A 24157-nucleotide genomic window follows, 5' to 3' on the forward strand; every position below is an offset into this window, starting at 1 on the left:
ATCATTTTGCCTGGTTCGAAGGTAGGCCCCGATTCGAGGGGATTGAGACATAGACAAAGGCCGATTGATTCGGCCTAAGCTCAACTAAGTTCGAAGGTAGGCCCCGATTCGAGGGGATTGAGACTTAATCCGGAACCCGCTTCCTGGTTCCATGATTAAAGTTCGAAGGTAGGCCCCGATTCGAGGGGATTGAGACTCATACTTGTGTGTTTCAGAAATAAATTTCAACACACGGTTCGAAGGTAGGCCCCGATTCGAGGGGATTGAGACTTGTTTTTCGTGTTTCACGCGGACAAAAGCCGATTGGTTCGAAGGTAGGCCCCGATTCGAGGGGATTGAGACCAATAAGGTTAAGCTGAACTGAAACTTGATAGGCAGAAGGTTCGAAGGTAGGCCCCGATTCGAGGGGATTGAGACCAGTAAGAAGCGTTCCTTTTTTTGTTTTAATGATACTGTTCGAAGGTAGGCCCCGATTCGAGGGGATTGAGACGATTCCGACAAGCTATCCCAGAAACGCTGGGAAACAGTTCGAAGGTAGGCCCCGATTCGAGGGGATTGAGACCGAGGTAAAGCCATTCTCGTCTTGCTCGAAGCCCACGTTCGAAGGTAGGCCCCGATTCGAGGGGATTGAGACAACAGCTACCCTTTTGGGTTCAGTGCCCACTTGAAAATGTTCGAAGGTAGGCCCCGATTCGAGGGGATTGAGACACGATCCGGCTCGCCATACAAGCGGCCGAACCGTCTGTTCGAAGGTAGGCCCCGATTCGAGGGGATTGAGACTCGGCACGATGACCAAGGGCAACAACCCGCACGTCTGTTCGAAGGTAGGCCCCGATTCGAGGGGATTGAGACCTGGTAAAGATTCCATTGAGGTGATTCACGATTATGGTTCGAAGGTAGGCCCCGATTCGAGGGGATTGAGACGCTTTTGATGGACAAAAAAAAGACGCAACGGCACTGTTCGAAGGTAGGCCCCGATTCGAGGGGATTGAGACTTCTGATATCCATTTTTACTCCTCCTATCCTCATGTGTTCGAAGGTAGGCCCCGATTCGAGGGGATTGAGACCATTCATTTTCTTTAAGTTTTGCCCAATAATTATCAGTTCGAAGGTAGGCCCCGATTCGAGGGGATTGAGACCTCCCTGTAACGGTTTTCCAATATTCGAATGTGTAGGTTCGAAGGTAGGCCCCGATTCGAGGGGATTGAGACTTTGCGCCATTCGGCGCGAATGAAATCCCATCCTTATAGTTCGAAGGTAGGCCCCGATTCGAGGGGATTGAGACTTTTTGATAAAATGAAATTCTGATCTCCATTTTTAGTTCGAAGGTAGGCCCCGATTCGAGGGGATTGAGACCTCAACATCCTCATTTAGGTTGTGGTCTACCGCAAGGGGTTCGAAGGTAGGCCCCGATTCGAGGGGATTGAGACTTTCGACGCTTGCTCCGTTTTGATAAAATGAAATTCTGTTCGAAGGTAGGCCCCGATTCGAGGGGATTGAGACCTTCGGTCCATCTTGTTTTTATGGACCATGGCTTGTCGTTCGAAGGTAGGCCCCGATTCGAGGGGATTGAGACACAAACGTCGCGTGTTTTATCCTAACGACACAGTGTTCGCGTTCGAAGGTAGGCCCCGATTCGAGGGGATTGAGACTCTTCGTGCACAAAAGTTAACGATTTCCCTTCATAATGTTCGAAGGTAGGCCCCGATTCGAGGGGATTGAGACGCTATCCCTTCCTTTATGATGATGTCGTTCTCTTTCTGTTCGAAGGTAGGCCCCGATTCGAGGGGATTGAGACGATGGACCATGCACCATCTTCGTAATTGCGGATTTCAGTTCGAAGGTAGGCCCCGATTCGAGGGGATTGAGACACAACGGAAATTCGAAACGTTCCCAGTCGACAACTTCGGTTCGAAGGTAGGCCCCGATTCGAGGGGATTGAGACTTGCCCAAGCGGCATAATCGTGAATTACCTCAATGGGTTCGAAGGTAGGCCCCGATTCGAGGGGATTGAGACTTCTTTGGGATCTCCATAGAGACGCCCATAGCGTCGTTCGAAGGTAGGCCCCGATTCGAGGGGATTGAGACTGAGACTTGATAGGAGAACGTCATCACTTGAAACATGGTTCGAAGGTAGGCCCCGATTCGAGGGGATTGAGACCGTTATTCCTTCCGGTGCGTCTTGCTCGTCAAATGGTTCGAAGGTAGGCCCCGATTCGAGGGGATTGAGACCATGCGTAACCCTATCGAAGTCCGTCATGATTTGTAAGTTCGAAGGTAGGCCCCGATTCGAGGGGATTGAGACCTAATGAACCATTGTTCATCAGGGTCAACGGTATAGGTTCGAAGGTAGGCCCCGATTCGAGGGGATTGAGACCAATCATGCATCTCGATTTCTACCCACCTCCCCAATTGTTCGAAGGTAGGCCCCGATTCGAGGGGATTGAGACTATTACGCTGATCCACATGGTAACTTCCTCCTGTGCTAGGTTCGAAGGTAGGCCCCGATTCGAGGGGATTGAGACAAAAAAGGCGCACCTACACTACGTAGGTGCGCCATTGGTTCGAAGGTAGGCCCCGATTCGAGGGGATTGAGACACTGTAGCACCTTCTTTTTTTGCTTGTCCTTCCACGGGTTCGAAGGTAGGCCCCGATTCGAGGGGATTGAGACTCACGCCGCAGTATCGGCAGGTAAACCTGCCGATTTCGGTTCGAAGGTAGGCCCCGATTCGAGGGGATTGAGACCGTGTAAGTCACCTACGTAGAATTCAACGACTTTCTTGTTCGAAGGTAGGCCCCGATTCGAGGGGATTGAGACAAACTGAACATCCCCATCTTGTGAAATCAGAGAAAAATGTTCGAAGGTAGGCCCCGATTCGAGGGGATTGAGACTGGCACTCTTGATAAAACACAAACTCTAGAATGTATTCGGTTCGAAGGTAGGCCCCGATTCGAGGGGATTGAGACATGATAATGAAACCCACAATGCTCGTGTAAGTCACCGTTCGAAGGTAGGCCCCGATTCGAGGGGATTGAGACCCTCGGAGTACTCAATAAGACATGGCGGTTTGACGGTTCGAAGGTAGGCCCCGATTCGAGGGGATTGAGACCGAAGGCGTTAGCCGGATTTTGCCTACTGACAAGAAGTTCGAAGGTAGGCCCCGATTCGAGGGGATTGAGACCCCTAAGAGATCTTCTGGGGGATCATCAAACCATAGTTCGAAGGTAGGCCCCGATTCGAGGGGATTGAGACTCGAGTGCTCAGAGAGACTAGCAGTCCCCGCGATTTGTTCGAAGGTAGGCCCCGATTCGAGGGGATTGAGACTCTCACTCGGAATCCCGTTTTAGGATTCATGATAAGGTTCGAAGGTAGGCCCCGATTCGAGGGGATTGAGACTGTGGTGAACAAAAAAGCGCACTCACACAACGTGAGGTTCGAAGGTAGGCCCCGATTCGAGGGGATTGAGACTTGATGATCAAAACCGCATCGTAATAGGCATCAAGAGTTCGAAGGTAGGCCCCGATTCGAGGGGATTGAGACTCGAGGTTTTCGGTTTCCGGAACCTCGACAAGACACGGTTCGAAGGTAGGCCCCGATTCGAGGGGATTGAGACCTTTGCCGAGAGCCTTCGTTTAGGCTCTCGATAGCCGTTCGAAGGTAGGCCCCGATTCGAGGGGATTGAGACGCAATGCCGGCGCGATGCGGCCCGCCGTGAGTTTTGAGTTCGAAGGTAGGCCCCGATTCGAGGGGATTGAGACACTGGATTATCCCGCCATGTCATCAGCCCGTCCTGGTTCGAAGGTAGGCCCCGATTCGAGGGGATTGAGACATAGACGGCCAAACCCGTGTTTCGCTCTGTTCGACAGTTCGAAGGTAGGCCCCGATTCGAGGGGATTGAGACGTTGTAGTTATGCACTATCACATCCCACGTGGTTTCGCGTTCGAAGGTAGGCCCCGATTCGAGGGGATTGAGACCCGAAGCCTTGCCCTAAGCTCTGGATCATTCCCATTCGGTTCGAAGGTAGGCCCCGATTCGAGGGGATTGAGACGATTCGGCCCCAACTCTACCAGACTTTCGGCCCATTGGTTCGAAGGTAGGCCCCGATTCGAGGGGATTGAGACCTGATTCTTTCGCCGCCTCGCTCGGTATATTCATAGGTTCGAAGGTAGGCCCCGATTCGAGGGGATTGAGACTCACATTGCGGCCATGGCATGACCATGACATTATAGGGTTCGAAGGTAGGCCCCGATTCGAGGGGATTGAGACAATGCCGACAAATCCCCAGTAAATACTCTGGGGATGTTCGAAGGTAGGCCCCGATTCGAGGGGATTGAGACTTGTCAGAGTGAACAAAAAAAGCGCACCCACACAACGTTCGAAGGTAGGCCCCGATTCGAGGGGATTGAGACCTTGGGGTTAAAAGATAGGCGCACCTACGTTGTGTGGGTTCGAAGGTAGGCCCCGATTCGAGGGGATTGAGACTGTGGTGAACAAAAAAGCGCACTCACACAACGTGAGGTTCGAAGGTAGGCCCCGATTCGAGGGGATTGAGACCCGTGTTTCGCTCTGTTCGACAAACCCCCAGCAAAGTTCGAAGGTAGGCCCCGATTCGAGGGGATTGAGACTGTTCCACGTTAAGCACGACAATTTTTGGCCGTTCATGTTCGAAGGTAGGCCCCGATTCGAGGGGATTGAGACTGGGTTGCGCACCCACACGACGACTTCGCACCATGTGGTTCGAAGGTAGGCCCCGATTCGAGGGGATTGAGACTATGGCGACCAAGCGCCCACATCTTCGCTGTACCCGGTTCGAAGGTAGGCCCCGATTCGAGGGGATTGAGACATGATGTTGTCATGAATAATCACGTGCTCAGTATTGAGGTTCGAAGGTAGGCCCCGATTCGAGGGGATTGAGACACAGAACATCTCTGGTACTTGGAAAGCTTAATTTTTGTTCGAAGGTAGGCCCCGATTCGAGGGGATTGAGACAAATGCAATGGTGATTTTTTCTGGCGGGATATACGCGTTCGAAGGTAGGCCCCGATTCGAGGGGATTGAGACTGGGCGTAATCTAATCATAACCCCACCTCCCCTTTTGTTCGAAGGTAGGCCCCGATTCGAGGGGATTGAGACACGGCCTTGAGACCGTAAGGGTTAAGTTGTTTGTTGAGTTCGAAGGTAGGCCCCGATTCGAGGGGATTGAGACTATGAAGCCATAGGGTGTTTCCCTCTTTCTTTGCCAGTTCGAAGGTAGGCCCCGATTCGAGGGGATTGAGACACGGTTTTATAGATTTGCACTTGGCAGTAAGCCAGTTCGAAGGTAGGCCCCGATTCGAGGGGATTGAGACATGAATGATGGATACGGCATTATTGCTAGGAAATAGTTCGAAGGTAGGCCCCGATTCGAGGGGATTGAGACGTAAATCCTGACGTGGCTGTCACCAGCCACAACGTGGTTCGAAGGTAGGCCCCGATTCGAGGGGATTGAGACCCGATAAGAAAACTATCGGCTTTGCGATTAACTTGAGTTCGAAGGTAGGCCCCGATTCGAGGGGATTGAGACAAAAGGCGCAACGGCACTACGCCGTTGCGTCTTATAGTTCGAAGGTAGGCCCCGATTCGAGGGGATTGAGACTCCTTTGTAGTGCATGAGATCGCATTCGCATTCTGTGTTCGAAGGTAGGCCCCGATTCGAGGGGATTGAGACCCTGTCTTTGAGTGAAAGACAGTTGCTAGGATGTTGTTCGAAGGTAGGCCCCGATTCGAGGGGATTGAGACAAAAGCGCACCTACACAACGTAGGTGCGCCAGGATACGTTCGAAGGTAGGCCCCGATTCGAGGGGATTGAGACTTTCGACAGAAACTGTTCTCCCTGTAAACGTTTTCCAGTTCGAAGGTAGGCCCCGATTCGAGGGGATTGAGACTCTCCGCCTTCTCCACGTGGTGCTGCTCGTACTTTGAGTTCGAAGGTAGGCCCCGATTCGAGGGGATTGAGACTCGTTAACACATTCCCGTAAAGTGAAACGCTAAAGTTCGAAGGTAGGCCCCGATTCGAGGGGATTGAGACAAAAACTTACTGGTGCGGGATAACTTCTAGCAATCCGGTTCGAAGGTAGGCCCCGATTCGAGGGGATTGAGACAACTTCCTCATCGTCGTATGGGTTTTTGACCCATACGGTTCGAAGGTAGGCCCCGATTCGAGGGGATTGAGACAGTTCAACTTCATCAACGTCTTTGCGGTCTAGGCCGGTTCGAAGGTAGGCCCCGATTCGAGGGGATTGAGACCCGGCACCGGGATCCAGGATAAGTAAGCCGCACCGGGTTCGAAGGTAGGCCCCGATTCGAGGGGATTGAGACAACATCAACGTGCTTCCCGTTGTACGAAACTGTGAAGTTCGAAGGTAGGCCCCGATTCGAGGGGATTGAGACCAGACGGAATGCCTGAGCAATGGCCACCTTTCGAATCAGTTCGAAGGTAGGCCCCGATTCGAGGGGATTGAGACTCAACGGTTCTCCGCACGCACTCAACCCGCACAGAAGTTCGAAGGTAGGCCCCGATTCGAGGGGATTGAGACTTGATTTGGTCTCAATTCAATCTCGTTCGCTCCCGTGTTCGAAGGTAGGCCCCGATTCGAGGGGATTGAGACAAAGTAAGGTTTCAAACCCTTTGCCCGAGCCGTGGTTCGAAGGTAGGCCCCGATTCGAGGGGATTGAGACGTGAAATCCAGCATATTCATGCAAATCTCCTACATAAAGTTCGAAGGTAGGCCCCGATTCGAGGGGATTGAGACCAACAACTTTTTTCCTCATGGCAATCTCCCTTTGCTGTTCGAAGGTAGGCCCCGATTCGAGGGGATTGAGACATAACCCCGTCGAAACGCGCTGCCGTCTTTATAAGTTCGAAGGTAGGCCCCGATTCGAGGGGATTGAGACTATTATCTTTTTTAATGGATGACCTATCGTAATTTCAGTTCGAAGGTAGGCCCCGATTCGAGGGGATTGAGACAATTTTTCCTACCGAACCCATTTTGCCACTTGATAAGTTCGAAGGTAGGCCCCGATTCGAGGGGATTGAGACTCGGCACCATGCCGAATGATTCTCAGGCTCGTTCTCCGTTCGAAGGTAGGCCCCGATTCGAGGGGATTGAGACACCTTGTTGCCGTATGAAATAGTTGAAAGCTTGTGCGTTCGAAGGTAGGCCCCGATTCGAGGGGATTGAGACTTGCCTCGCTATGAAGTCTTTCCAATACTCAAAAGGTTCGAAGGTAGGCCCCGATTCGAGGGGATTGAGACCCTTACGCCGCAATATCGACAGAAAAACCTGCCGATCTGTTCGAAGGTAGGCCCCGATTCGAGGGGATTGAGACCAACGTAGGTGCGCCAAAAAACTTCATTCGTAATGCAGTTCGAAGGTAGGCCCCGATTCGAGGGGATTGAGACTTTTTCCTTCCTTGCCACACCTTCTGTTACGATAATGTTCGAAGGTAGGCCCCGATTCGAGGGGATTGAGACGAATATTCACCAACAAGTTGTATCCAAGAACCCTTCCGTTCGAAGGTAGGCCCCGATTCGAGGGGATTGAGACTGGGCGGTTCGTCGAACCAAACCGCCCACGTCTTTTGTTCGAAGGTAGGCCCCGATTCGAGGGGATTGAGACAAAAAAGGGAGACAGAACGGCACATGAAGCCGTTCGGTTCGAAGGTAGGCCCCGATTCGAGGGGATTGAGACGTCTTGTCGTTGAGCCGAAAGCTAAACTTGTTGTTCCTGTTCGAAGGTAGGCCCCGATTCGAGGGGATTGAGACAATCAAGTTAACGCCACCTCGATCTTTGATGATGATCGGTTCGAAGGCAGGCCCCGATTCGAGGGGATTGAGACGTTGTGCCTTTCGTCCTTTATTCCCATTCGCCACGGTTCGAAGGCAGGCCCCGATTCGAGGGGATTGAGACATTGTGACTTCGATCTTCATGGTGCCCCCCCTATGTGTTCGAAGGCAGGCCCCGATTCGAGGGGATTGAGACCGGTCAACAAAAAAGCCCAAAAGACCACAAGGCCTGTTCGAAGGCAGGCCCCGATTCGAGGGGATTGAGACGCCTTGGCCTTGGCCTTGGCCTTGGCCTTGGGTTCGAAGGCAGGCCTCGATTCGAGGGGATTGAGACCAGAAGCGCTGAGCGATGGGAAATCGCACGCCCTGTTCGAAGGCAGGCCCCGATTCGAGGGGATTGAGACACGGCTTGCTGCCAAATGCAGTCTGAAAAATCTTTTTAGTTCGAAGGTAGGCCCCGATTCGAGGGGATTGAGACGCGATTTCATCGCCGTTAGGTATCTCGTGAACGCGTTCGAAGGTAGGCCCCGATTCGAGGGGATTGAGACGGAGCGGATTTTTGAGAAATCCGCCCCTTCTAGATTGGTTCGAAGGTAGGCCCCGATTCGAGGGGATTGAGACATGGTGCCCCGATCTAAACAATAGGATCCTAGGTTCGGTTCGAAGGCAGGCCCCGATTCGAGGGGATTGAGACGAAAATATTCCACCAGATCGTCAGGGATGACTTTGAGTTCGAAGGCAGGCCCCGATTCGAGGGGATTGAGACTTTAACCATTTTGTAGGACTTATTAAGGAGGAAAAAGTATGATAAAACAATATGTAACAGAATTTCCTTACGTTGCCGGTATTGCTGGAATGGTACTCGGGTACTTAGCCGGGAGGTACCATGGCAAACAAATTCTAAAATACTATAAAAAGAAAATCGAGGATTTAAAGACAGGTATTAGTTATTATGTTCTTGATGAGGATGATGGGGAGGTGTAGCTATGATAAATCTTGCTGTGTTCTTCAGTATGTTCTGGATATTCTACTTCATCGGTATTGAGTCCACCTATAAAGGATAGAACAATATGAAAAGAAGGGAGGCACTATCGTGCCTCCCGGACTATTGTGTTGGTCTATTTGTGTTTACTGGTCTCAAAAAGCCCCGTTGTATTCGTTCGAAGGCAGGCCCCGATTCGAGGGGATTGAGACCCCGATGCATCCGGGCTATATATTCTCTCGAGTAGTTCGAAGGTAGGCCCCGATTGGAGGGGATTGAGACTCATTGGAACACCGGGTGGTTCGAGCTCTTTTGTGGTTCGAAGGCAGGCCCCGATTTGAGGGGATTGAGACCAGAGCGCATCGACAAAAAGCCGATGCGCTTAAAAAGTTCGCAGGTAGGCGCCGATGCAAGAGGAATCCGTCGGTCAGGGCGAAGGGATCGTTGCCCTTGCTTAAGCGGGTCGACAGCGCAGGACACGAGCGGCAAGAAAAAGGTCCTGTCTGGTGCCTACCCCTGGTCATGGGTCGCCAACAAGGGTCGTTTCAACGCGTTGCGGATTATGGCGGCCGGCGAGATACCGTTCTTGCGGCCGGCTTCCGAAAAAGCCCATGGTTTAAAAGGATCAACGAATGGCAAGTTCTTTACAGGTTGTATGTGTGGCTTCTGAGACCTCTTCGTCACGGCGTATGCTCTCGACCACCGTGAAATTAACAGGTTATGTCCGTCATGTGGAATCCCACGACTTCCGAAACCTATGGCGACGGCTGACGCTCAGTGCTGACGAACCGATGCCCGATGCCGTCCTCCTCTACCACGACGGCCCGCACGCATTGAACCTCCTCGATCGAATACGCAGCACACCGGAAATCGAAACGCTTCCCGTGGTGGTCGTCACACCCGAGACAACGGCCAATGATGTCCTCGCCGCCATGGAGCGGGATGCTGACGATTGCATGCTCACACCTATCGTCCCGGAAAAGCTTGCCCATCGTCTTCGGGCCATCATCGGCAGACGGAAGTCGCCGTCACCTTACGAACAAATGCTGGCTCTGGGAAAAAAAGCCCTGCGGGCAGGCGACCCATTAAAGGCTCAAGAGTACTTCGCCGAAGCCCTTGCCATGAAGCCGGACGCGACCTCCGCGCTCTACTACTGCGGACTGGGAGCCGAAATGCAAGGCGATTTGGAATCGGCTGTCCAGTACTACACGCGTGCAGCGCGGTTCCGCATGAATCTTCGTGCCCAGGAACGGCTGTGCGCAATCTACTTCAAACAGGGCGATTACCAGGCCATGGAGCCCCTCGTGAATCACCTACACCAATACATCACGCTGCCGTCGGCGTGGCTTGTCGCCGCCGGAAAGGCAAGTTTCAGCAAGGGGAACGTGGACGATGCCGTGCGCAACCTTCGTCAGGCCCATCGCAGGTGGGTGGCTGAAGGGGAGGGTAATAAGGCGAGCCCCTATACCCCCCTGGGAGGTCTCGTTGAAGGACTTCAACGGTATCCCAAGCATCCCAAGTATCTCGATGTGTGCGTGGCCATAGCCGTGGATTTCGAGCGTAATCGGACGCTGATCGAGCGCCTGAGCTTCGACGAACGCATGGCCTTGGGCACACTGGCCTTCCATGCCGAGCGACTGTCCGAAGCACGACGATTCTGGCTCAAAGCCTTGGACGTGGCGCCGGACGAAAAGGCTAAACTTGTCGTACACAAAAAGCTCGCGGCAACCTACAAAAAGGCGGGTGTGGATCGTCTGGCCAAGGAGCATGAGAAACTTGGAGAGACGAACGGTGCCACATGAAAGCCTGTGGAATCTCGTTCCCAGGGCGAGCACGCTTAATTCGCTGGCTCCAAAAAACGCCGGCACGGCGTGTCCTGATTTATCGTCCAAAGGCGGCTTTGGCGTAGAACTTTCAGGTCAATACGTTCCGCGAAGCTGCGAACGGTTTGGTTACATGCACATCCTTTAATTGGCCCCACGACAACCCTTCGCCAAAGTTAAGCAGCGTCGGCCGAAGGGAGAAGATACCCATTCCAATCGTGGCCACCATTTTGACCTGCAAAGCGGTTCCATTCCCAAATTCATTGAGCGCGGGTCGGTAGCCCTAGGCGACAAAGAGAACCCTGGCCCGCGTGTTGATCACCTCACCGGGTCGAAACGGGGAAATCGTTCCGGTAATCTTTCGATGGACCACCTCGGAGCTGGTGGATTCTTTTAGCCACCGTTCAAAACCGCACAGCGTTACCTAGCCTTTTCGCCACGCACGGTGTGAAGCCCAGCGAGCCTCTTTCTAGGTGATTGCCATAGACGGGCCGCACATTGAACAGGATCTTGACCTTCTGCATGCTCGGCGAAGCCCCGTAGGAAGCAGACCACATTCGGAGTCGTGAGGTCCGCGTGCGGCGGATTCGGAACTTTAGCCCCCTGGGCCAATGCCGCCGAATGTGATAAGCCATCCACCAGAATGGTTTTCGCAGATCTAAGCGAGCAAACCCTAAAAGTCGCTTGTCTTGTCCGTTAACGAAAGCCAAAGGACCATGAGCCCTCACATGCAAGTACCGGCCACCCTTTTGGGGTGCCGCGCCCTGGCCCATTTGGTGGGCCGGAACGAGGCGTTATGGCAATTCAGCGAACGGGGCATTTGAGACTTTTGGCGGCCCTTGCCACGGCCTTTCACGATCCCCTGAAACCCGTCGTGAAGGGCCGGCAGGGTTCCTGCCCGCTCAAGGACGACCCTAAAAACGGCCTAAGTCCCCGCACCAATGCGCCCATGAGGGGCATCACATCGCAGCGGCGTTGAGACGCCTTGTGGGGCGACCACAAATTTTCTCGGGATAAAAACCCCCGCTGCTCCATACTCCGTTTGATGGCACCATCATTAAAGAAGCATCCTCGATGGTCCCCGTGCAGCCGGGTTGTGCCTTTCGCACGGTACTTTCCCGGCCCAAAGCGGTGCGCGCCGGTGCAGAACTGCACCAATTTCGCTGGACAACCCCCTTACCAAACGATTCGGCGCCCACCGAAGCTCTGATCTCGCCAGGCCCTAAGGCTTTTGTGATAGAAAAGTGACCGGTGTGTTCTCTAGTTCACTGAGTCCAAAAAACCGCTTTCCCTTACGTGTCCATCGTAGATGGGCCTCAGGGGGCCGGCGGAAGAACCCACTTTGTGCCCTTACCCCGGGAAAGGTTCGTAGGGCCGAAAACGAACGTGGCGAAAGACGCGACTGAGCAAAACCGTGCCGTCGGGCTGAACCTTCTCTTCCAAGATTCTTTCCGTGGTCGCGTAAACCGGCTGAAGGCCTCGCCCTAAAGCCCACGAAGCGATATAGAATGTTGCTCCAAACTCTCCTTGAACCACGACCACGTCCCCCGGCGCCGATTCCTCCTCCAACCACGTCAGGATCGGCTCAAGGTGCGATTGCACCGACGATGCCTCGCTCGGCACTTGACCCCATAGTGAAAATAGCGGCTCGGGCAAGCCCACCACCGACTGTACGTGCCATGCCTTAAAGAGCTCTTCTTCCTGGGCCGAAGTCAGGCTGTGCGACAGCAACAAAAAGGCTCGGCGAGGGCCGGGGCTTTCCCCCGGCGCGCCCACAGGGGAATTTTCCCGCCCGTTTCGGTACGATTCCCAGGCCTTTTGAAGTTTCTTCAGGCCTTCTCGACGTAGAAAGTCCATCAATCGTTTGGCTGATGTCGCGTCTTTTTTCCAACCTCCATGCAGAAGATCATTGCGCCGTTTCCGTAAGGGTTCAAAGGCACAGGCTAGAGAGATCAAAGTGTTGCCTCCGGCCTCAATGAGGGCCCGGGCTTCCGCGCGCTTGTGCGCAAGGAGACCGTCCCATTCGCTTTCCGGTATTTTGGTGGCCAACAGGTGAAGCAGGGCGCACCAGAAGTTTTCGCGCACATTTTCATCATAAGGATCATGACCTGCGGCCCGGCATAGCCCGCTGAGCACCGTTTCTCGAAGGAAGACATACGCCTGAGGGACCAGCTCATGGTCCAAACACCAAGCCGCCGCGGCAAACCCCTTGGCTTCAGGATCTGCTGCGTTGAATCCTTGAAGCTTACGTCGAACGATTTCTAAAAGAGGTTGCATGGGAGGAATCAGCCGCTGGTTTTCCACCGCGTCGATGGCTTCGTCCAAACCCGTAGCTACGGCAATCTTTGGGCCTCGAACCGCGGCCAAATTTGAGCACAGCGCATTCAGTTGGTTGCTCAGCTCGGAAAGGGCCCTGGCCAAAGCTACGTTATCCTTGCTGTCTTTCTTGCCAAAAATGGGACCCACGTTCCGGCCGACCAAGCGTTTGATCTCTTGCGGCCGCCCGGCCTTTTGAAAGATATCCACGGCTCTGGCCCAGTCGAGCAGGGTATCATAGGGGGTTAAATCAAATACGGGAGCCACCCGCCGTTCCAGCGGCATCTCTTTAACGTGCTGAATGGGTCCCAGTGTTTCAAAGGCACCGTAAAAGATCCGCTGAACCTCGATGTTTTTCAGGACCTTGGCGTAATTGATGATTACGGTCTGCAAAAGCGGCAGGGACCGAAAGGAATGGGTAATGTCCAAATAGAGTTGGTCGCCTTCCCCAAGGGCCTCCATGAGGATCATGAAAATATCCATGATTTCCTTTTCGTCCTGCCCCTTTGGAAGGGGGACCTTGTGACAAGGGACCTTCAGGCCGAGTTGACGGATTCTTGTTTCCAAACCCTGCGGGAAATTGGCACCGTCAATCCAGTTTTTCTCTTCGGCTTCCTTAGTGCAGGCGATAAGAATTCGGTCTTGGGGTGTCCAGTCCCGGCAGATAGCGCCCAAGAGAGCCTCCTGCACGAAGACAACAGGCTTTTCCGACCGCGTCCCGTCCACCACGTAATAACATTCCACATACTTGTTGGTTCCCAGTGGACTTAAAAAAACCCTGGCCATAGCCGTGTTTCTCCTTTCGCACGGTTAGTTTGACCTACACATGCCGCTTCCTTTGATATCGACAAAATCACAAAATCCTGGAAGCTTCAAACCCAACCCACCCAACCCGATCTATGGTGCCCTACGGCCCCAACCTGCCCTTTTTACAAAATTTGATGCGCAAAAATCATGGGGTCACATCTTGAATTGTGCTCTTCTCACAGGACGGCCCTTGAACTTTGTTATGCATGGATCAGATCTTCGCAAATTTCGAGGGGATTTTCCGAATCATATAAACGGATCGTTTCACGACACGATGTGTGACGATGGCCTTGTGCGTGCGGCTTTTTCGGGGAATACAAGCCAACAAAACAAAAGGTGCCGATGGCTCGCAAGAATCGAGCCTTGGCTTGCACTGGGTTCATGACAAGGTACGAGGTGAGGTACCCGATACTGCGGCAGAAATCTTTACGACTTTTCGAAAGGTTTGACGGAGGCCAAGGCCTTTGTTAACGTTGCCATATCTAAGAAATCTCCACGGAACGGTCAGCACGGGAGACAAATCCATAAACAGACCAAAGGCAAGAACATGCTCAACGTGGATTTGATAGAGACTCTGGATGAGCTTGATCCCTCTCTGCGGCAGGCCTTTATCAAGGTCCTTAAGGTTTTGGACAAAAGCCTGGGCGAAGTGGTGAGAAGGGATGATTTTGTCAATTTGACCGGTGCGGTGGCCGAGCTTGCGCAGGGGCAAAATCGCTTGCAAGAGGCCTTGGCAGGCCTTGCCGAGGCGCAGCGGCGGACCGAAGAGCGTGTGGAGGAGCTCGCGGAGGCGCAAAAGCGCACCGAACAACGCGTGGAGGAGCTCGCGGAGGCGCAGAAACGAACTGAAGAGCGCGTGGAGGAGTTGGCGGAGGCGCAAAAGCGAACTGAAGAGCGCGTTGATCAACTGGCGCAGGCTCAGGCGCGGATGCAGGAGGAGTTGACACGCCTTGCCGAGGCCCAAAGGCGGACCGAGCAGCGTGTGGAAGAGCTCGCCGAGGCGCAGAAGCGAACCGAGCAGCGCGTTGATCAACTGGCGCAGGCTCAGGCGCGGATGCAGGAGGAGTTGACACGCCTTGCCGAGGCGCAGCGGCGGACCGAGGAGCGTGTGGAAGAACTTGCGGAGGCGCAAAAGCGCACCGAACAGCGTGTTGAGGAGCTCGCGCAGGCGCAGAAGCGAACTGAGGAGCGCGTTGATCAACTGGCGCAGGCTCAGGCGCGGATGCAGGAGGAACTGACACGGCTTGCCGAGGCCCAAAGGCGGACCGAGCAGCGTGTGGAAGAGCTCGCCGAGGCGCAGAAGCGAACCGAACAGCGCGTTGAAGAGCTTGCGGAGGCGCAGAAGCGAACCGAGGAGACGATGCTCCGCGGATTCAAGGAACTGCGAGACTTGATCGCTGCCCTTGGGAGCCGATGGGGCCTGCAAACGGAAGAGGTGTTTCGCGAGACCGTCAAGAATTTCATGGACAAAGCGGGCTACGTCGTCTCCAAAGGCTACTACGGCGACAGGGAAGTGGATGTGGTCATTCGGGATGGCGAACATATTCTTCTGGAAATAACGTCAAGGGTGAAAAAGACCGATGTGGCCCTTTTCCACCGTTCTGCCGAAGACTATCGAGCTCAAACGGGCACCGTTCCCCGCATCATGCTCGCCGCCATCTACGTTCCGCCTTCCGTCATGAGAGAAATTTTGCACTCGCCCATTCCCATTGAACTGGTCACAGTGGACGAATAGGATCGTTATATCAAGGTGCCGCCCTGAGGCGCTCCACGTGGGCACCGACGGGTAAGCACCTCCCCTTACTTGTGCGACCTTTTGTACCTAACCCCAGGGCAATCCGTCCTTTGCGCTGTCCGTTCAATCGGTGAGGATCGACTCATAGAGCCCACCCGCCCTTTTCGCCGACATTCGAATATGATGCCAACAAGCGTTTACGAAATACTGCCCCTGTAGCGGGACCTTGACAGAAAATCTTTGCGCGACCCAAGGCGAGCCACGTCACGCGGAGGTTTTCCAAAAGCCTCGACGCTTGGCTATGGATTAGGTGAAAAAACTCACAACACGAAACGTTTTTTGAAAATTTCTATTCCAGTGCCGTAGGGCTGGGTAGACAGCCTGAAGGCTTCCAGTGGCTTGCGCAGCGCTGTTCAAGGCTACGGCTGTTGGTGGACGAAAGGCATGTGAGGAGAATGAACCCATGAGACGCAATTTATGCCAACGTACCTACAAAGTGAGTTTTGTGACTCCTGCGTTCCTGCGAGGAGCCGACCAGTCGGCCCAGTGGCGCGTCCCCCCGTTCAAGGCGCTGCTTAGAAAGTGGTGGCGCATTGTCTGGTGGAATGAGCAGCCCAAGAGTTCGAGGTCCGTCGAGGCTCTTCGCAACCAAGAAAATGCATGGTTTGGCACTTCGGCCGACAAGGGTACGGGGGCCAGTCGCCTTCGCCTTCGAATCCATGACTGGCGCGGTGGAAAGTTACCACGTGGTGAATTCAATCAAACTCAGCTCCCCCCAGTTCGTGATCTAGAGGTTCAAAAGCGGGTCAGAGCCTTCCTGTACCTGGGGAATGGTCTCATAAACTGGAACAAATATTCAGGAAGCGCACAACTTCAAAGGGAATCGGCTTTACGCTGCGATGATTCCCGCGAACTCAAACTGTTCTATCCGCAAGGTGAAATGGACAGGCAGATTCAACGGGCCATGATGCTTATGGCTTTCTGCGGTTGCCTGGGCGGCAGGAGCCGAAACGGATGGGGATCCCTGCAGATTCAGCTGGTCAGCGACCATGAAGCCCCTCAGCCCCTGTTTGACGAAGCGGTTCTGGATGAAGGGAACCGAGACGCCAGGAAATGGCTGCACGAAGTGGCCGTGAAGTGGACCGATGCTCTGGAGCTGGACTGGTGCCATGCTGTGGGGTGTGACGATACAGGGCTGTTGTTATGGCGAACCGAGCCGAAAAAAGGATGGCACCAGGTCATGGAAGAATTGGCCAAAATAAAAATTGGGTTCCGCACGCAGTTTCAGTTCAAGGCAGCCGGGCCGCTTACGAAGCTTTATCATCGCCACATTCTTGCCTATCCCGTGACCAATCATCCGTTTGGCAAATGGGGCGACAAGGCGCGTTCGGCAAACCAGCTGCTTTTTAAGGTTCTCAAAGTCTCGGACGGTTATCAGGGGATCATCGTTCATCTGCCCCATGCCATACCCGAACCCTTGAGGAAAAAAGCTGTGAAACAGCAGGCGGCCGCTCGTGAGCTGAAACAGATGGAACAAACCGTGTGGTCCAAGGTGCATGCATACCTGGATAGCGGTTCCAAAGTGCGCGTCGTCCGCCTGCCGTAAAAATGCTGTTTTTTGAACCGGGTGGCGTGTTGAAAAACGGTCATGAGCCGTGACATGAGGTGAGGATGATGAGCACCACTAAGCATTGGCAGGCCAAAGTCTTCGCATTCATCCACGATCCCGCTGAAAAGTCCCTGATCCTCTTTCGCGGCAAGGGGCACGAGGCGGGTACTGTCGCCATGTTGAAAGAGCGTTTAAAAAAGGCAGCGCATGACCTACCGGATGAGGATGCGAAAGAGCTGGAAGCGTTCGTCCGTAAGGGAGATTGGTGGGCTTCCGCAGCCGATCGACCCTCCCTTCCTAAGGAACAAGGGAGGCGAGTGAACTTTGATAAGAATCCAGAGTTGATCCATCCCTTGTCGGGAGAGAAAGTCCGGTTGCAAAGCCTGGAACTGGATTTGCCCCCGAAAGATCTGGAAGCGGACAGTTTCGCCCATTACGACAAGTTCATCGTCCAAGAAAACGGTCGCTTGGATTGGAAAAAAACGTTTCTTTCACTTTGGCGCTTTGCACCTTGCGCGCCGACGAAGGCTTTGGGGGCGTTGTGGTCGCAATTGCCCGCCGACACGCGCAGCCCTGACCACTCCATTTGGGAACACCTTTCCCTCACCTCGGCCTTTGCCGGCGCTTTGGCAGCGGGTGAAACCCACGGTCCGGCGTTGCTTCTCATGAGCTTTGGCCCCGTTCAGGGTTTTATCGCCCAAGCGCGCAGCGTTTCCGACCTCTGGGCCGGATCCCATTTACTGTCTCGCCTGGCGTGGGTCGCCATGAAAGAGGTGTGCGATCGTTACGGCCCGGACGCCGTCCTATTCCCTAACCTGCACGGGGTGCCGCAGGTGGACCTGTGGCTTTACGAGACCTTGGGCCCAGTTTGGAGGGAGATATTTGATGCATTCAAGGGAAAGATTCGGGATCCCGAATGGATGAGTCGAGAAACGGACGCGAATCCGCTTTTTGTGGCCGCTCTTCCCAACCGCTTTGTGGCTTTGGTGCCGGCCCAAGAAGCCGAAGAGCTCGCAAAAGATATCGCGGAAAAAGTGCGGCGGTGGGTCAGGAACAAGGCCTTTGAGGGCCTTGAAGAGTTGCTTCGAGTGGCGGGCATTCAGGATGCGCTCGATGCTCACGCGCAGCTGGATCGGCAATTGAAGAACTTTCCAGAAATTTACTGGGCCGTGGTTCCCTGGATTTTGGCCGGGGAAACCCGTCTAGATGATCAGCGATTAAGAGAAGCCCTGCAAGTTCTGGGGGCAAGCCCATCCTACCTGGACGATGCGCTGGAATCGGTGCTGAAAAACCCGCTTGTCCTGGACGGGGTTACCTTTTACCGGCCCAACCCGGGTGTCGCCTATCCCGGGCTTATTGAAGCGCTGGAAAGGTTGCATGCCGCGGCCAAAGGTGCACGGGCCATGTCCGGAGACGTGGAAGAAGGCTATCGATGCAGCCTCTGCGGCGAGAGGGAATGGCTTGCCCATCGTCGAGGAGAACCAACCGGCCCTTCCGGCATCTTTAGCCCTCCGGGCAGGCGCCATGACACCCTGTGGAAAAGGGTTTCCTCCGAGAGTCAAGCGCTGGCCAAAGATGGCGAGCATCTGTGCGGCTGGTGCGCGTTGAAGCGCACCTGGCCCAGGCTCTTTACCGAAGAGGTCGGTCGTGCGCTGGGCACGGAGAAACCCGACCGCTTGGTTCTTTCCACCCACGGCATGGCGGTGGCTACGTCGTTGTGGCGTTGGGCCGAGAGCCAGCCCAACAACATCTTGAGCCCGGAGGTCACCCGGGCATTAAAGAGCTTGAGCCAAGAACTGCAACGCCTGGCCGGCCAGGCGCAGGACACGCGCCCTGTGCTGTTACCCGCCAAGTTGCATCGGAAACTAAAACGCAAAGGCTGGCCTTCGGACACAATCCGGGAATTGAAGCGCATTCCTGCGTTGTTGGATGCTCTGGACAGTGAGGATAAGCAGCGGCAAGCCGTCCGGGCCTTTAAACGGTGTTTTGGGACGGCGCCGGAGACCTACTATGCCCTGGTGCTCATGGACGGAGACCGGATGGGGCAATGGCTTTCTGCAACTGGGAAGACCCCCAAGCTTGAGCAGAGGTTTCATTCGGAATGTCTGGAAGATCTCAGGAGCGTGGAAGCGCTCAGGGCTTATCTGAATGCCCGCCGACCGGCGTCTCCCGCCTGGCACCAGTCCATTTCCTCGGCGCTTAATGCCTTTTCCATTCACGTGAGCCGCCGAATTGTGGAAGACCTCTTCATGGGCAAACTCATATACGCCGGCGGGGATGACCTCATGGCTATGGTGGCTGTGCACGATCTGCCGGCCTTAATGTTCGCCTTGAGATGCGCTTTTTCCGGACAGCTTCCCGCCGGGGAGGACAACCAGAGCTTTTGGCGCAAGCTGGGTACGGATGACGGAACCGTGAAGTTTCATTTCGGCTACGGATTGGTCGATTCGTCTGGCGACCGACAACTTTATCGGCTTATGGGAGAGACCGCCTCCGCTTCCATGGGTGCCGTCATCGCACACCATCAAGCGCCACTTCCTCGGGTTTTGACAGAGCTACGAGCGGCGGAACAAAGGGCTAAAAAAGAGGGGAAACGAGACGCCTTTTGCCTCACCGTATGTAAGCGTTCCGGCGGTACGGAGCACCTGGTGGGGAAATGGAACCTAACGGGCGGCTGGCGTGACGGCGACATGGGGCTCCTTTTGGACCTTCGTCATCTTCTGGCCTATGACGTGTCGCGCCGGACGGCCTACGAATTGAGCGAGGTTTTTCGAGATGTGCCACCGGATGAAAAGGCCTTGGCGGCGGTGATGGACTACCAGTTCAGACGCAAGGCCAAGGTGTCCGGAACGGAAGCTCGGGACTTGGCAGAGCGGCTTGCTCGCCGCGCGGTTTCCCGCAATGGTGTGGAGATTTCCCGATCCGGCGAATGGGCTCAGCCCAACCGCTTTCTTCGGGACATGGTGCTGACGGCCGAGTTCCTGGCTCGGGAAGGGCGTGTAGGACAACAAATGGAAAAAGCGGAGGAGGTCCCATGACGGTCCTGTCCATCACTCCAGTGGACGTGCTCATGTTCCGGGGCAATCGCCTGTTCGGAGGCGCTGTGCACGGAGAGGCTCCAATGCCTCCCTGGCCCTCGGTCGTCACCGGGGCGGTGGTTTCCAGGGCTCTGGTGGATCAAAACCTGGTGGGCCGGGTGACGGCGGCCCCTGACCAAGCGGAGCGCCTCGTTCAACAAGCCCTGGGAAGGGACTTTCATTTGCGAAGCCTATGGATCCTAAGCCGTAACAGGCTCTATTGCCCGGCGCCGGCAGACCTGGTCATCACAGGAGACGAAGAGGCGGGTCCCGAAGTGCTTCCGTTGAAACCCCGCAAGGTTCCTGAGGGATTATGCAGCAGTTATCCCCTTGAGATGCTGCCCATCTTGGAGATCAAAGAACGAAAAAAGCTCGCCGGATCCGTCTGGCTCCAACTGGAAGGATGGAAAGAGCACCTGCAAGGCAAAGTCCCTCAAAGTGTCCACGTGACCACAGCACGTCAGCTCTGGGCTGTAGATCATCGGCTGGGGATCGCTCTGGATGGTCGATCGCGTACGGTGATAAAGGGAGCTATCTACACCACCGATGCGGTGGCCCTAAAGGCGGACACGCATCTCGTTGCTGTCTTTTCCGGAAGCAACATACCCACCGAAGGTCTGGTGCGGTTGGGAGGGGACGGCAGAGCGGCAGAAATTCGTGAGGCCCACACGCACATTATGGAAAAGCTGGAAGGTTTTGGGCGTCCTCAGCCGGGCTGGAGGCGTTTTCGAATGATCCTGGCGACACCGGGCCTGTTCCCCTCGGGCTGGCTTCCTCCGGGCGTGGATGAGCGCGCGCCACACAGGCTGCGGCTGAACGGGTTGCAGGCAAAGCTTCTGGCGGCCGTCGTCCCTCGTCCCCAGGTCATTTCCGGATGGGATTTGGCCAAGCAGGCGCCCAAACCGGCCCAGACTGTGGTGCCTGCGGGAGCCTGCTACTGGTTTGAAGTGGAAGAGGGCGACTCGGCCGCCCTTGAACCACTTTACGAGAGAGGTTTGTGGGATCTTATGGAAGCGGAGCATCCGGCCCGTCGACGACAACGCGAGGGCTGGAACCATGTGTGGTTTGGGCAGTGGGTCTAAGGAGGAGTCAAGCCATGTTTACCTGTAAGTGCCTCACTTTCTTCTACGCCATCACACCGGTTCACATGGGGGCCGGGCAGGCTCTGGGGGTTATCGACAATCCCATTCAACGGGAGCGCCACACAGAACACCCGTCCTTTGCAGCTTCCGGCATCAAGGGCGCCTTTCGCCATGCAGCTCGAGGGCTTTGGGCCCAGGAAGAAGGCATTCTGGATCGAATTTTCGGTCCGGAACAGGACGCTTCGGATCACGCGGGGGCCATCAGTTTTGCCGACGCTCAGTTGGTGGCTTTTCCGGTTCGAAGCTTGAAAGGGGTCTACGTTTACGCCACGTCTCCGTTGGCCCTGCAGCGACTGGCCCGATTGGCGACCGTGGCAGGGGTGCCCATGCCCATCTGTGCGTGTCCTTTGCTTCAAGAAGATGAAGTCGTGGTGCTGAACGAAGGTTTACTGTGTCGTGCCCAAGATGAGCGTCGGCTGATCCTGGAATCTTACGCGTTCAAGCCGGTGACGGACAATTCCGGTGCTCTAAAGGAATTGGCGCAATGGCTATCGGAAAACGCCTTGCCCTCAGGGGAGGGGTACGCATACTTTCGAAACAAACTGGCGACAGATCTGGTGCTGTTGTCCGACACACAACTCACGTTTTTTGCCAGAAATGCCACGGTGGTGGAACCCCATGTGCGCATCAACGACGAATCGGGGACGGCCGATGAGGGTGGGCTTTTTTTCACGGAAAACCTTCCACCCGAAGCAATTATGGTGAGCCTTGCCATGGCGTCCGACGAACGGTTGAAAAACGGAAGCAACCCTAACGACCGTCTCAGCGCCGAACAGGTTATGGACAAGGTGCGAAACACTTTTGACGCGTCCTGTCTTCAGATCGGCGGGGATGCGACCACGGGCCGAGGGCAGGTGCTGGTGCGTTTCAAGGAGGGGACGTCATGAAGACGCTGGATCAGATTCGAGCTGAGTACGCGTGGGCGTGCGTGCAGGGTGTGGACGAAAAGTACAAAAACCTGGCCAAGGGCCTGCCGGCATTGGTGATGAGCAACGGCCTCATGCAGACGTTGGCCTTTCTGCAGGGTAAGGCCGGAAAAAAAGAGGACAAGAACCGTGAGATCAATGAGCACGAAAAACTGCTCGGGCATCTTTTGGATTGGCTAGGTCGTCCGGAAGCGCACGTGCTGCGCGCCAAAGATAGTGAAAATTTTGCAAACGCCATGAAAGCCTTATCTGGCTGTGACAGTCTACTTTACCAGCGGGCCACGGAAGAGGCCTTGGCGGTTCTGAAATGGATTCGTTACCTGGCCAATGCGGTGGCTTGATGCCGATCAGGTGGCTGACACAGTCATTCAAAGGCCGTGGAAAAGGAAAGCTCTTGAAGGGGAAGGGACGATGGCACCACCTAATCAAAGACTGCGACGGGCTGTGCCGGCGTATGTGACCAAGTTTTTAGATGGTCGGAGTGCGGATTTCCGAAGGTCGGAAAAAGTTGCCGACTCCATTCCGCCAGGGCACCGTTTCTTGCTGTATTTTCAAGCCCTGGAGGGAGTGGACAACGATCCATGGCAACCTCTGAAAACCCAGAAAATTGAGGCGTTGAAGGCGGTCGCCACGGTGGGAAAGGCCGCTCAGGAAGTTCTAAAAGCCCTCACGACCCGGCAAGCTGAGGTGTTTTGCGATCGGGGCTGGCAACGGCCTGCAGAGCTGTATGCTCCCCTGTTTACCGGTTCGGGCAACCCCCATCCCGTGGAAAATGGTTTCGCGTTTCTTTCACCCTACGGTGTTCCATACCTGGCAGGTTCGGGAATCAAGGGCGTGCTGCGCCGAGCCGCCGAGGAACTTGCCCTCCTGTGCGACGACACCCACGGGTGGACACTTCCCCTAGTATGGGCACTTTTCGGCTTCGACGAAAAGAGTACCTACTTTACCAAAAATGACGCCGGGGAGTGGTCCCAAGCGTATGATCAGGTGGTGCAAACCGTTCAGCACACACCGGATCCCTTGTTGCAAAAATTAATCAAAATCTGGGTTGATCCGGAAAGGCGTCCGAAAAATCAAGCGGACTTTCTCCAAAAGCTTAGGGAATCTGTAACCGTTCGGCGCGCCATACATTTTCAGGGTCTTCTCAGGTTTCTCGACGCCTATCCTCAGCCAGGGTGCAATATGGCGGTGGATATTCTTAACCCTCACCATAAAGACTACTTCCAGGGAAGTGGTGAGGAAAGCCCACATGATGCCGAACAACCCGTGCCGGTTTTCTTTCTGGTGTTGGCCCCCGGCACCAAATTCGTGTTTCGGGTCGAGCCGTCACCATCCATAGGCGACTTGTGGAAGGACGTGGGGAATTGGAGAAAACTTCTGAATGCAGCCTTTGATTATGCTGAGGCCTGGCTCGGTTTTGGCGCCAAGACTTCTGTGGGCTACGGGGTCCTGGGGCCTGATCGAGAGCTGGAGAAGCAGAAGGAAAAGGAAGAAAAAGAGAGAGCGCAGCGGGAAGCCGAAGAGCAACGGAAACGAGAACGTGAAGAGGAGGAGCGGCGGTGCAAAGAAGCGGAGGACGCCGAACGGGCTCGACGTCAAGCCCAGTGGGACGCTTTGCCGGAAGATGAAAAGATCAAGCGGAAGCTTCAAGAAGCCGCTGAGCGCTACGGTAAGCTCGGCGACTCGGAAAGAAAAAAGGAGCGCGAAGCCCTCAACAGGGACCTGAACCGAGCCATAGAAGCGGCACAGCAAATTCAGGATAGCCATGTTCGAGCGAAGCTGGCCGATTTTATTGTAGGAGTTTATGAGCAAGTGGGGTGGGCTGATCCCGGCGTGAACAAGAAAAAGAGGGAAAAACAGGAGAAAAAACGTCGCTCAGCGGTGGACGCTTTGAGGAAATGAATACAGGGTCA

The 24157-nt window shown here is 54.8% G+C and carries 11 protein-coding genes and 1 CRISPR repeat array (1 of these 12 cut by a window edge); of the genes, 10 read left to right on the forward strand and 1 reads right to left on the reverse strand.

Annotation, left to right across the window (positions count from 1 at the left end):
* A CRISPR array of direct repeats spans positions 1–8593; the repeat unit is 36 nt; unit sequence GTTCGAAGGTAGGCCCCGATTCGAGGGGATTGAGAC; it begins 3175 nt to the left of the window's first position.
* Between the two features lie 38 nt (positions 8594–8631).
* The 3 genes from EDC27_RS08600 (at position 8632) to EDC27_RS08610 (ending at position 11611) form a co-directional block, all read left to right on the forward strand.
* Complete coding sequence (locus EDC27_RS08600; protein WP_123290224.1) at positions 8632–8811, forward strand: hypothetical protein; 180 nt, start codon at positions 8632–8634, stop codon at positions 8809–8811.
* A gap of 630 nt (positions 8812–9441) precedes the next feature.
* Entirely contained in the window at positions 9442–10611 is a 1170-nt protein-coding gene (locus EDC27_RS08605; RefSeq protein WP_123290225.1) for a tetratricopeptide repeat protein, read from the forward strand.
* Between the two features lie 817 nt (positions 10612–11428).
* On the forward strand, positions 11429–11611 hold the full coding sequence (locus EDC27_RS08610) for a hypothetical protein (RefSeq protein ID WP_123290226.1): 183 nt from the start codon (positions 11429–11431) through the stop codon (positions 11609–11611).
* 371 nt (positions 11612–11982) lie between these two features.
* On the opposite strand, the gene csx20 is transcribed toward EDC27_RS08610, so the two are convergent.
* On the reverse strand, positions 11983–13734 hold the full coding sequence (csx20, locus tag EDC27_RS08615) for a CRISPR-associated protein Csx20 (RefSeq protein ID WP_123290227.1): 1752 nt from the start codon (positions 13732–13734) through the stop codon (positions 11983–11985).
* A 568-nt stretch (positions 13735–14302) separates the two neighbouring features.
* On the opposite strand from csx20, the gene EDC27_RS08620 reads away from it, so the two are divergent.
* From EDC27_RS08620 to cmr6, 7 genes are all read left to right on the forward strand, one after another.
* On the forward strand, positions 14303–15490 hold the full coding sequence (locus EDC27_RS08620; RefSeq protein WP_123290228.1) for a DUF3782 domain-containing protein: 1188 nt from the start codon (positions 14303–14305) through the stop codon (positions 15488–15490).
* 463 nt (positions 15491–15953) lie between these two features.
* Positions 15954–17096 (forward strand): hypothetical protein, encoded by a 1143-nt coding sequence (locus EDC27_RS08625; protein WP_123290229.1) that lies wholly within the window; start codon positions 15954–15956, stop codon positions 17094–17096.
* Positions 17097–17416: 320 nt separating this feature from the next.
* The gene (gene cas10 / locus EDC27_RS08630; protein WP_170161712.1) at positions 17417–20137 is read left to right on the forward strand and encodes a type III-B CRISPR-associated protein Cas10/Cmr2; all 2721 of its coding nucleotides are present in this window, start codon (positions 17417–17419) and stop codon (positions 20135–20137) included.
* Positions 20134–21258 (forward strand): type III-B CRISPR module-associated Cmr3 family protein, encoded by a 1125-nt coding sequence (locus tag EDC27_RS08635; protein WP_170161713.1) that lies wholly within the window; start codon positions 20134–20136, stop codon positions 21256–21258. Before cas10 ends, EDC27_RS08635 begins: the two co-directional genes overlap by 4 nt.
* A gap of 14 nt (positions 21259–21272) precedes the next feature.
* On the forward strand, positions 21273–22205 hold the full coding sequence (gene cmr4, locus EDC27_RS08640) for a type III-B CRISPR module RAMP protein Cmr4 (RefSeq protein ID WP_123290231.1): 933 nt from the start codon (positions 21273–21275) through the stop codon (positions 22203–22205).
* On the forward strand, positions 22202–22585 hold the full coding sequence (cmr5, locus tag EDC27_RS08645) for a type III-B CRISPR module-associated protein Cmr5 (protein WP_123290232.1): 384 nt from the start codon (positions 22202–22204) through the stop codon (positions 22583–22585). The genes cmr4 and cmr5 overlap by 4 nt, the downstream gene beginning before the upstream one ends.
* Before the next feature lie 70 nt (positions 22586–22655).
* On the forward strand, positions 22656–24146 hold the full coding sequence (cmr6, locus tag EDC27_RS08650; protein ID WP_170161714.1) for a type III-B CRISPR module RAMP protein Cmr6: 1491 nt from the start codon (positions 22656–22658) through the stop codon (positions 24144–24146).
* The last annotated feature ends 11 nt before the right edge of the window (positions 24147–24157 follow it).

The organism is Desulfosoma caldarium, from assembly GCF_003751385.1.
Lineage (GTDB): Bacteria > Desulfobacterota > Syntrophobacteria > Syntrophobacterales > DSM-9756 > Desulfosoma > Desulfosoma caldarium.

Coding starts and splice junctions, on each gene's coding strand:
- EDC27_RS08600 (WP_123290224.1), top strand. CDS start 8,632: ATGATAAAACAATATGTAACAGAATTTCCTTACGTTGCCGGTATTGCT.
- EDC27_RS08605 (WP_123290225.1), top strand. CDS start 9,442: ATGGCAAGTTCTTTACAGGTTGTATGTGTGGCTTCTGAGACCTCTTCG.
- EDC27_RS08610 (WP_123290226.1), top strand. CDS start 11,429: ATGGCAATTCAGCGAACGGGGCATTTGAGACTTTTGGCGGCCCTTGCC.
- csx20 (WP_123290227.1), bottom strand. CDS start 13,734: ATGGCCAGGGTTTTTTTAAGTCCACTGGGAACCAACAAGTATGTGGAA.
- EDC27_RS08620 (WP_123290228.1), top strand. CDS start 14,303: ATGCTCAACGTGGATTTGATAGAGACTCTGGATGAGCTTGATCCCTCT.
- EDC27_RS08625 (WP_123290229.1), top strand. CDS start 15,954: ATGAGACGCAATTTATGCCAACGTACCTACAAAGTGAGTTTTGTGACT.
- EDC27_RS08635 (WP_170161713.1), top strand. CDS start 20,134: ATGACGGTCCTGTCCATCACTCCAGTGGACGTGCTCATGTTCCGGGGC.
- cmr4 (WP_123290231.1), top strand. CDS start 21,273: ATGTTTACCTGTAAGTGCCTCACTTTCTTCTACGCCATCACACCGGTT.
- cmr5 (WP_123290232.1), top strand. CDS start 22,202: ATGAAGACGCTGGATCAGATTCGAGCTGAGTACGCGTGGGCGTGCGTG.
- cmr6 (WP_170161714.1), top strand. CDS start 22,656: ATGGCACCACCTAATCAAAGACTGCGACGGGCTGTGCCGGCGTATGTG.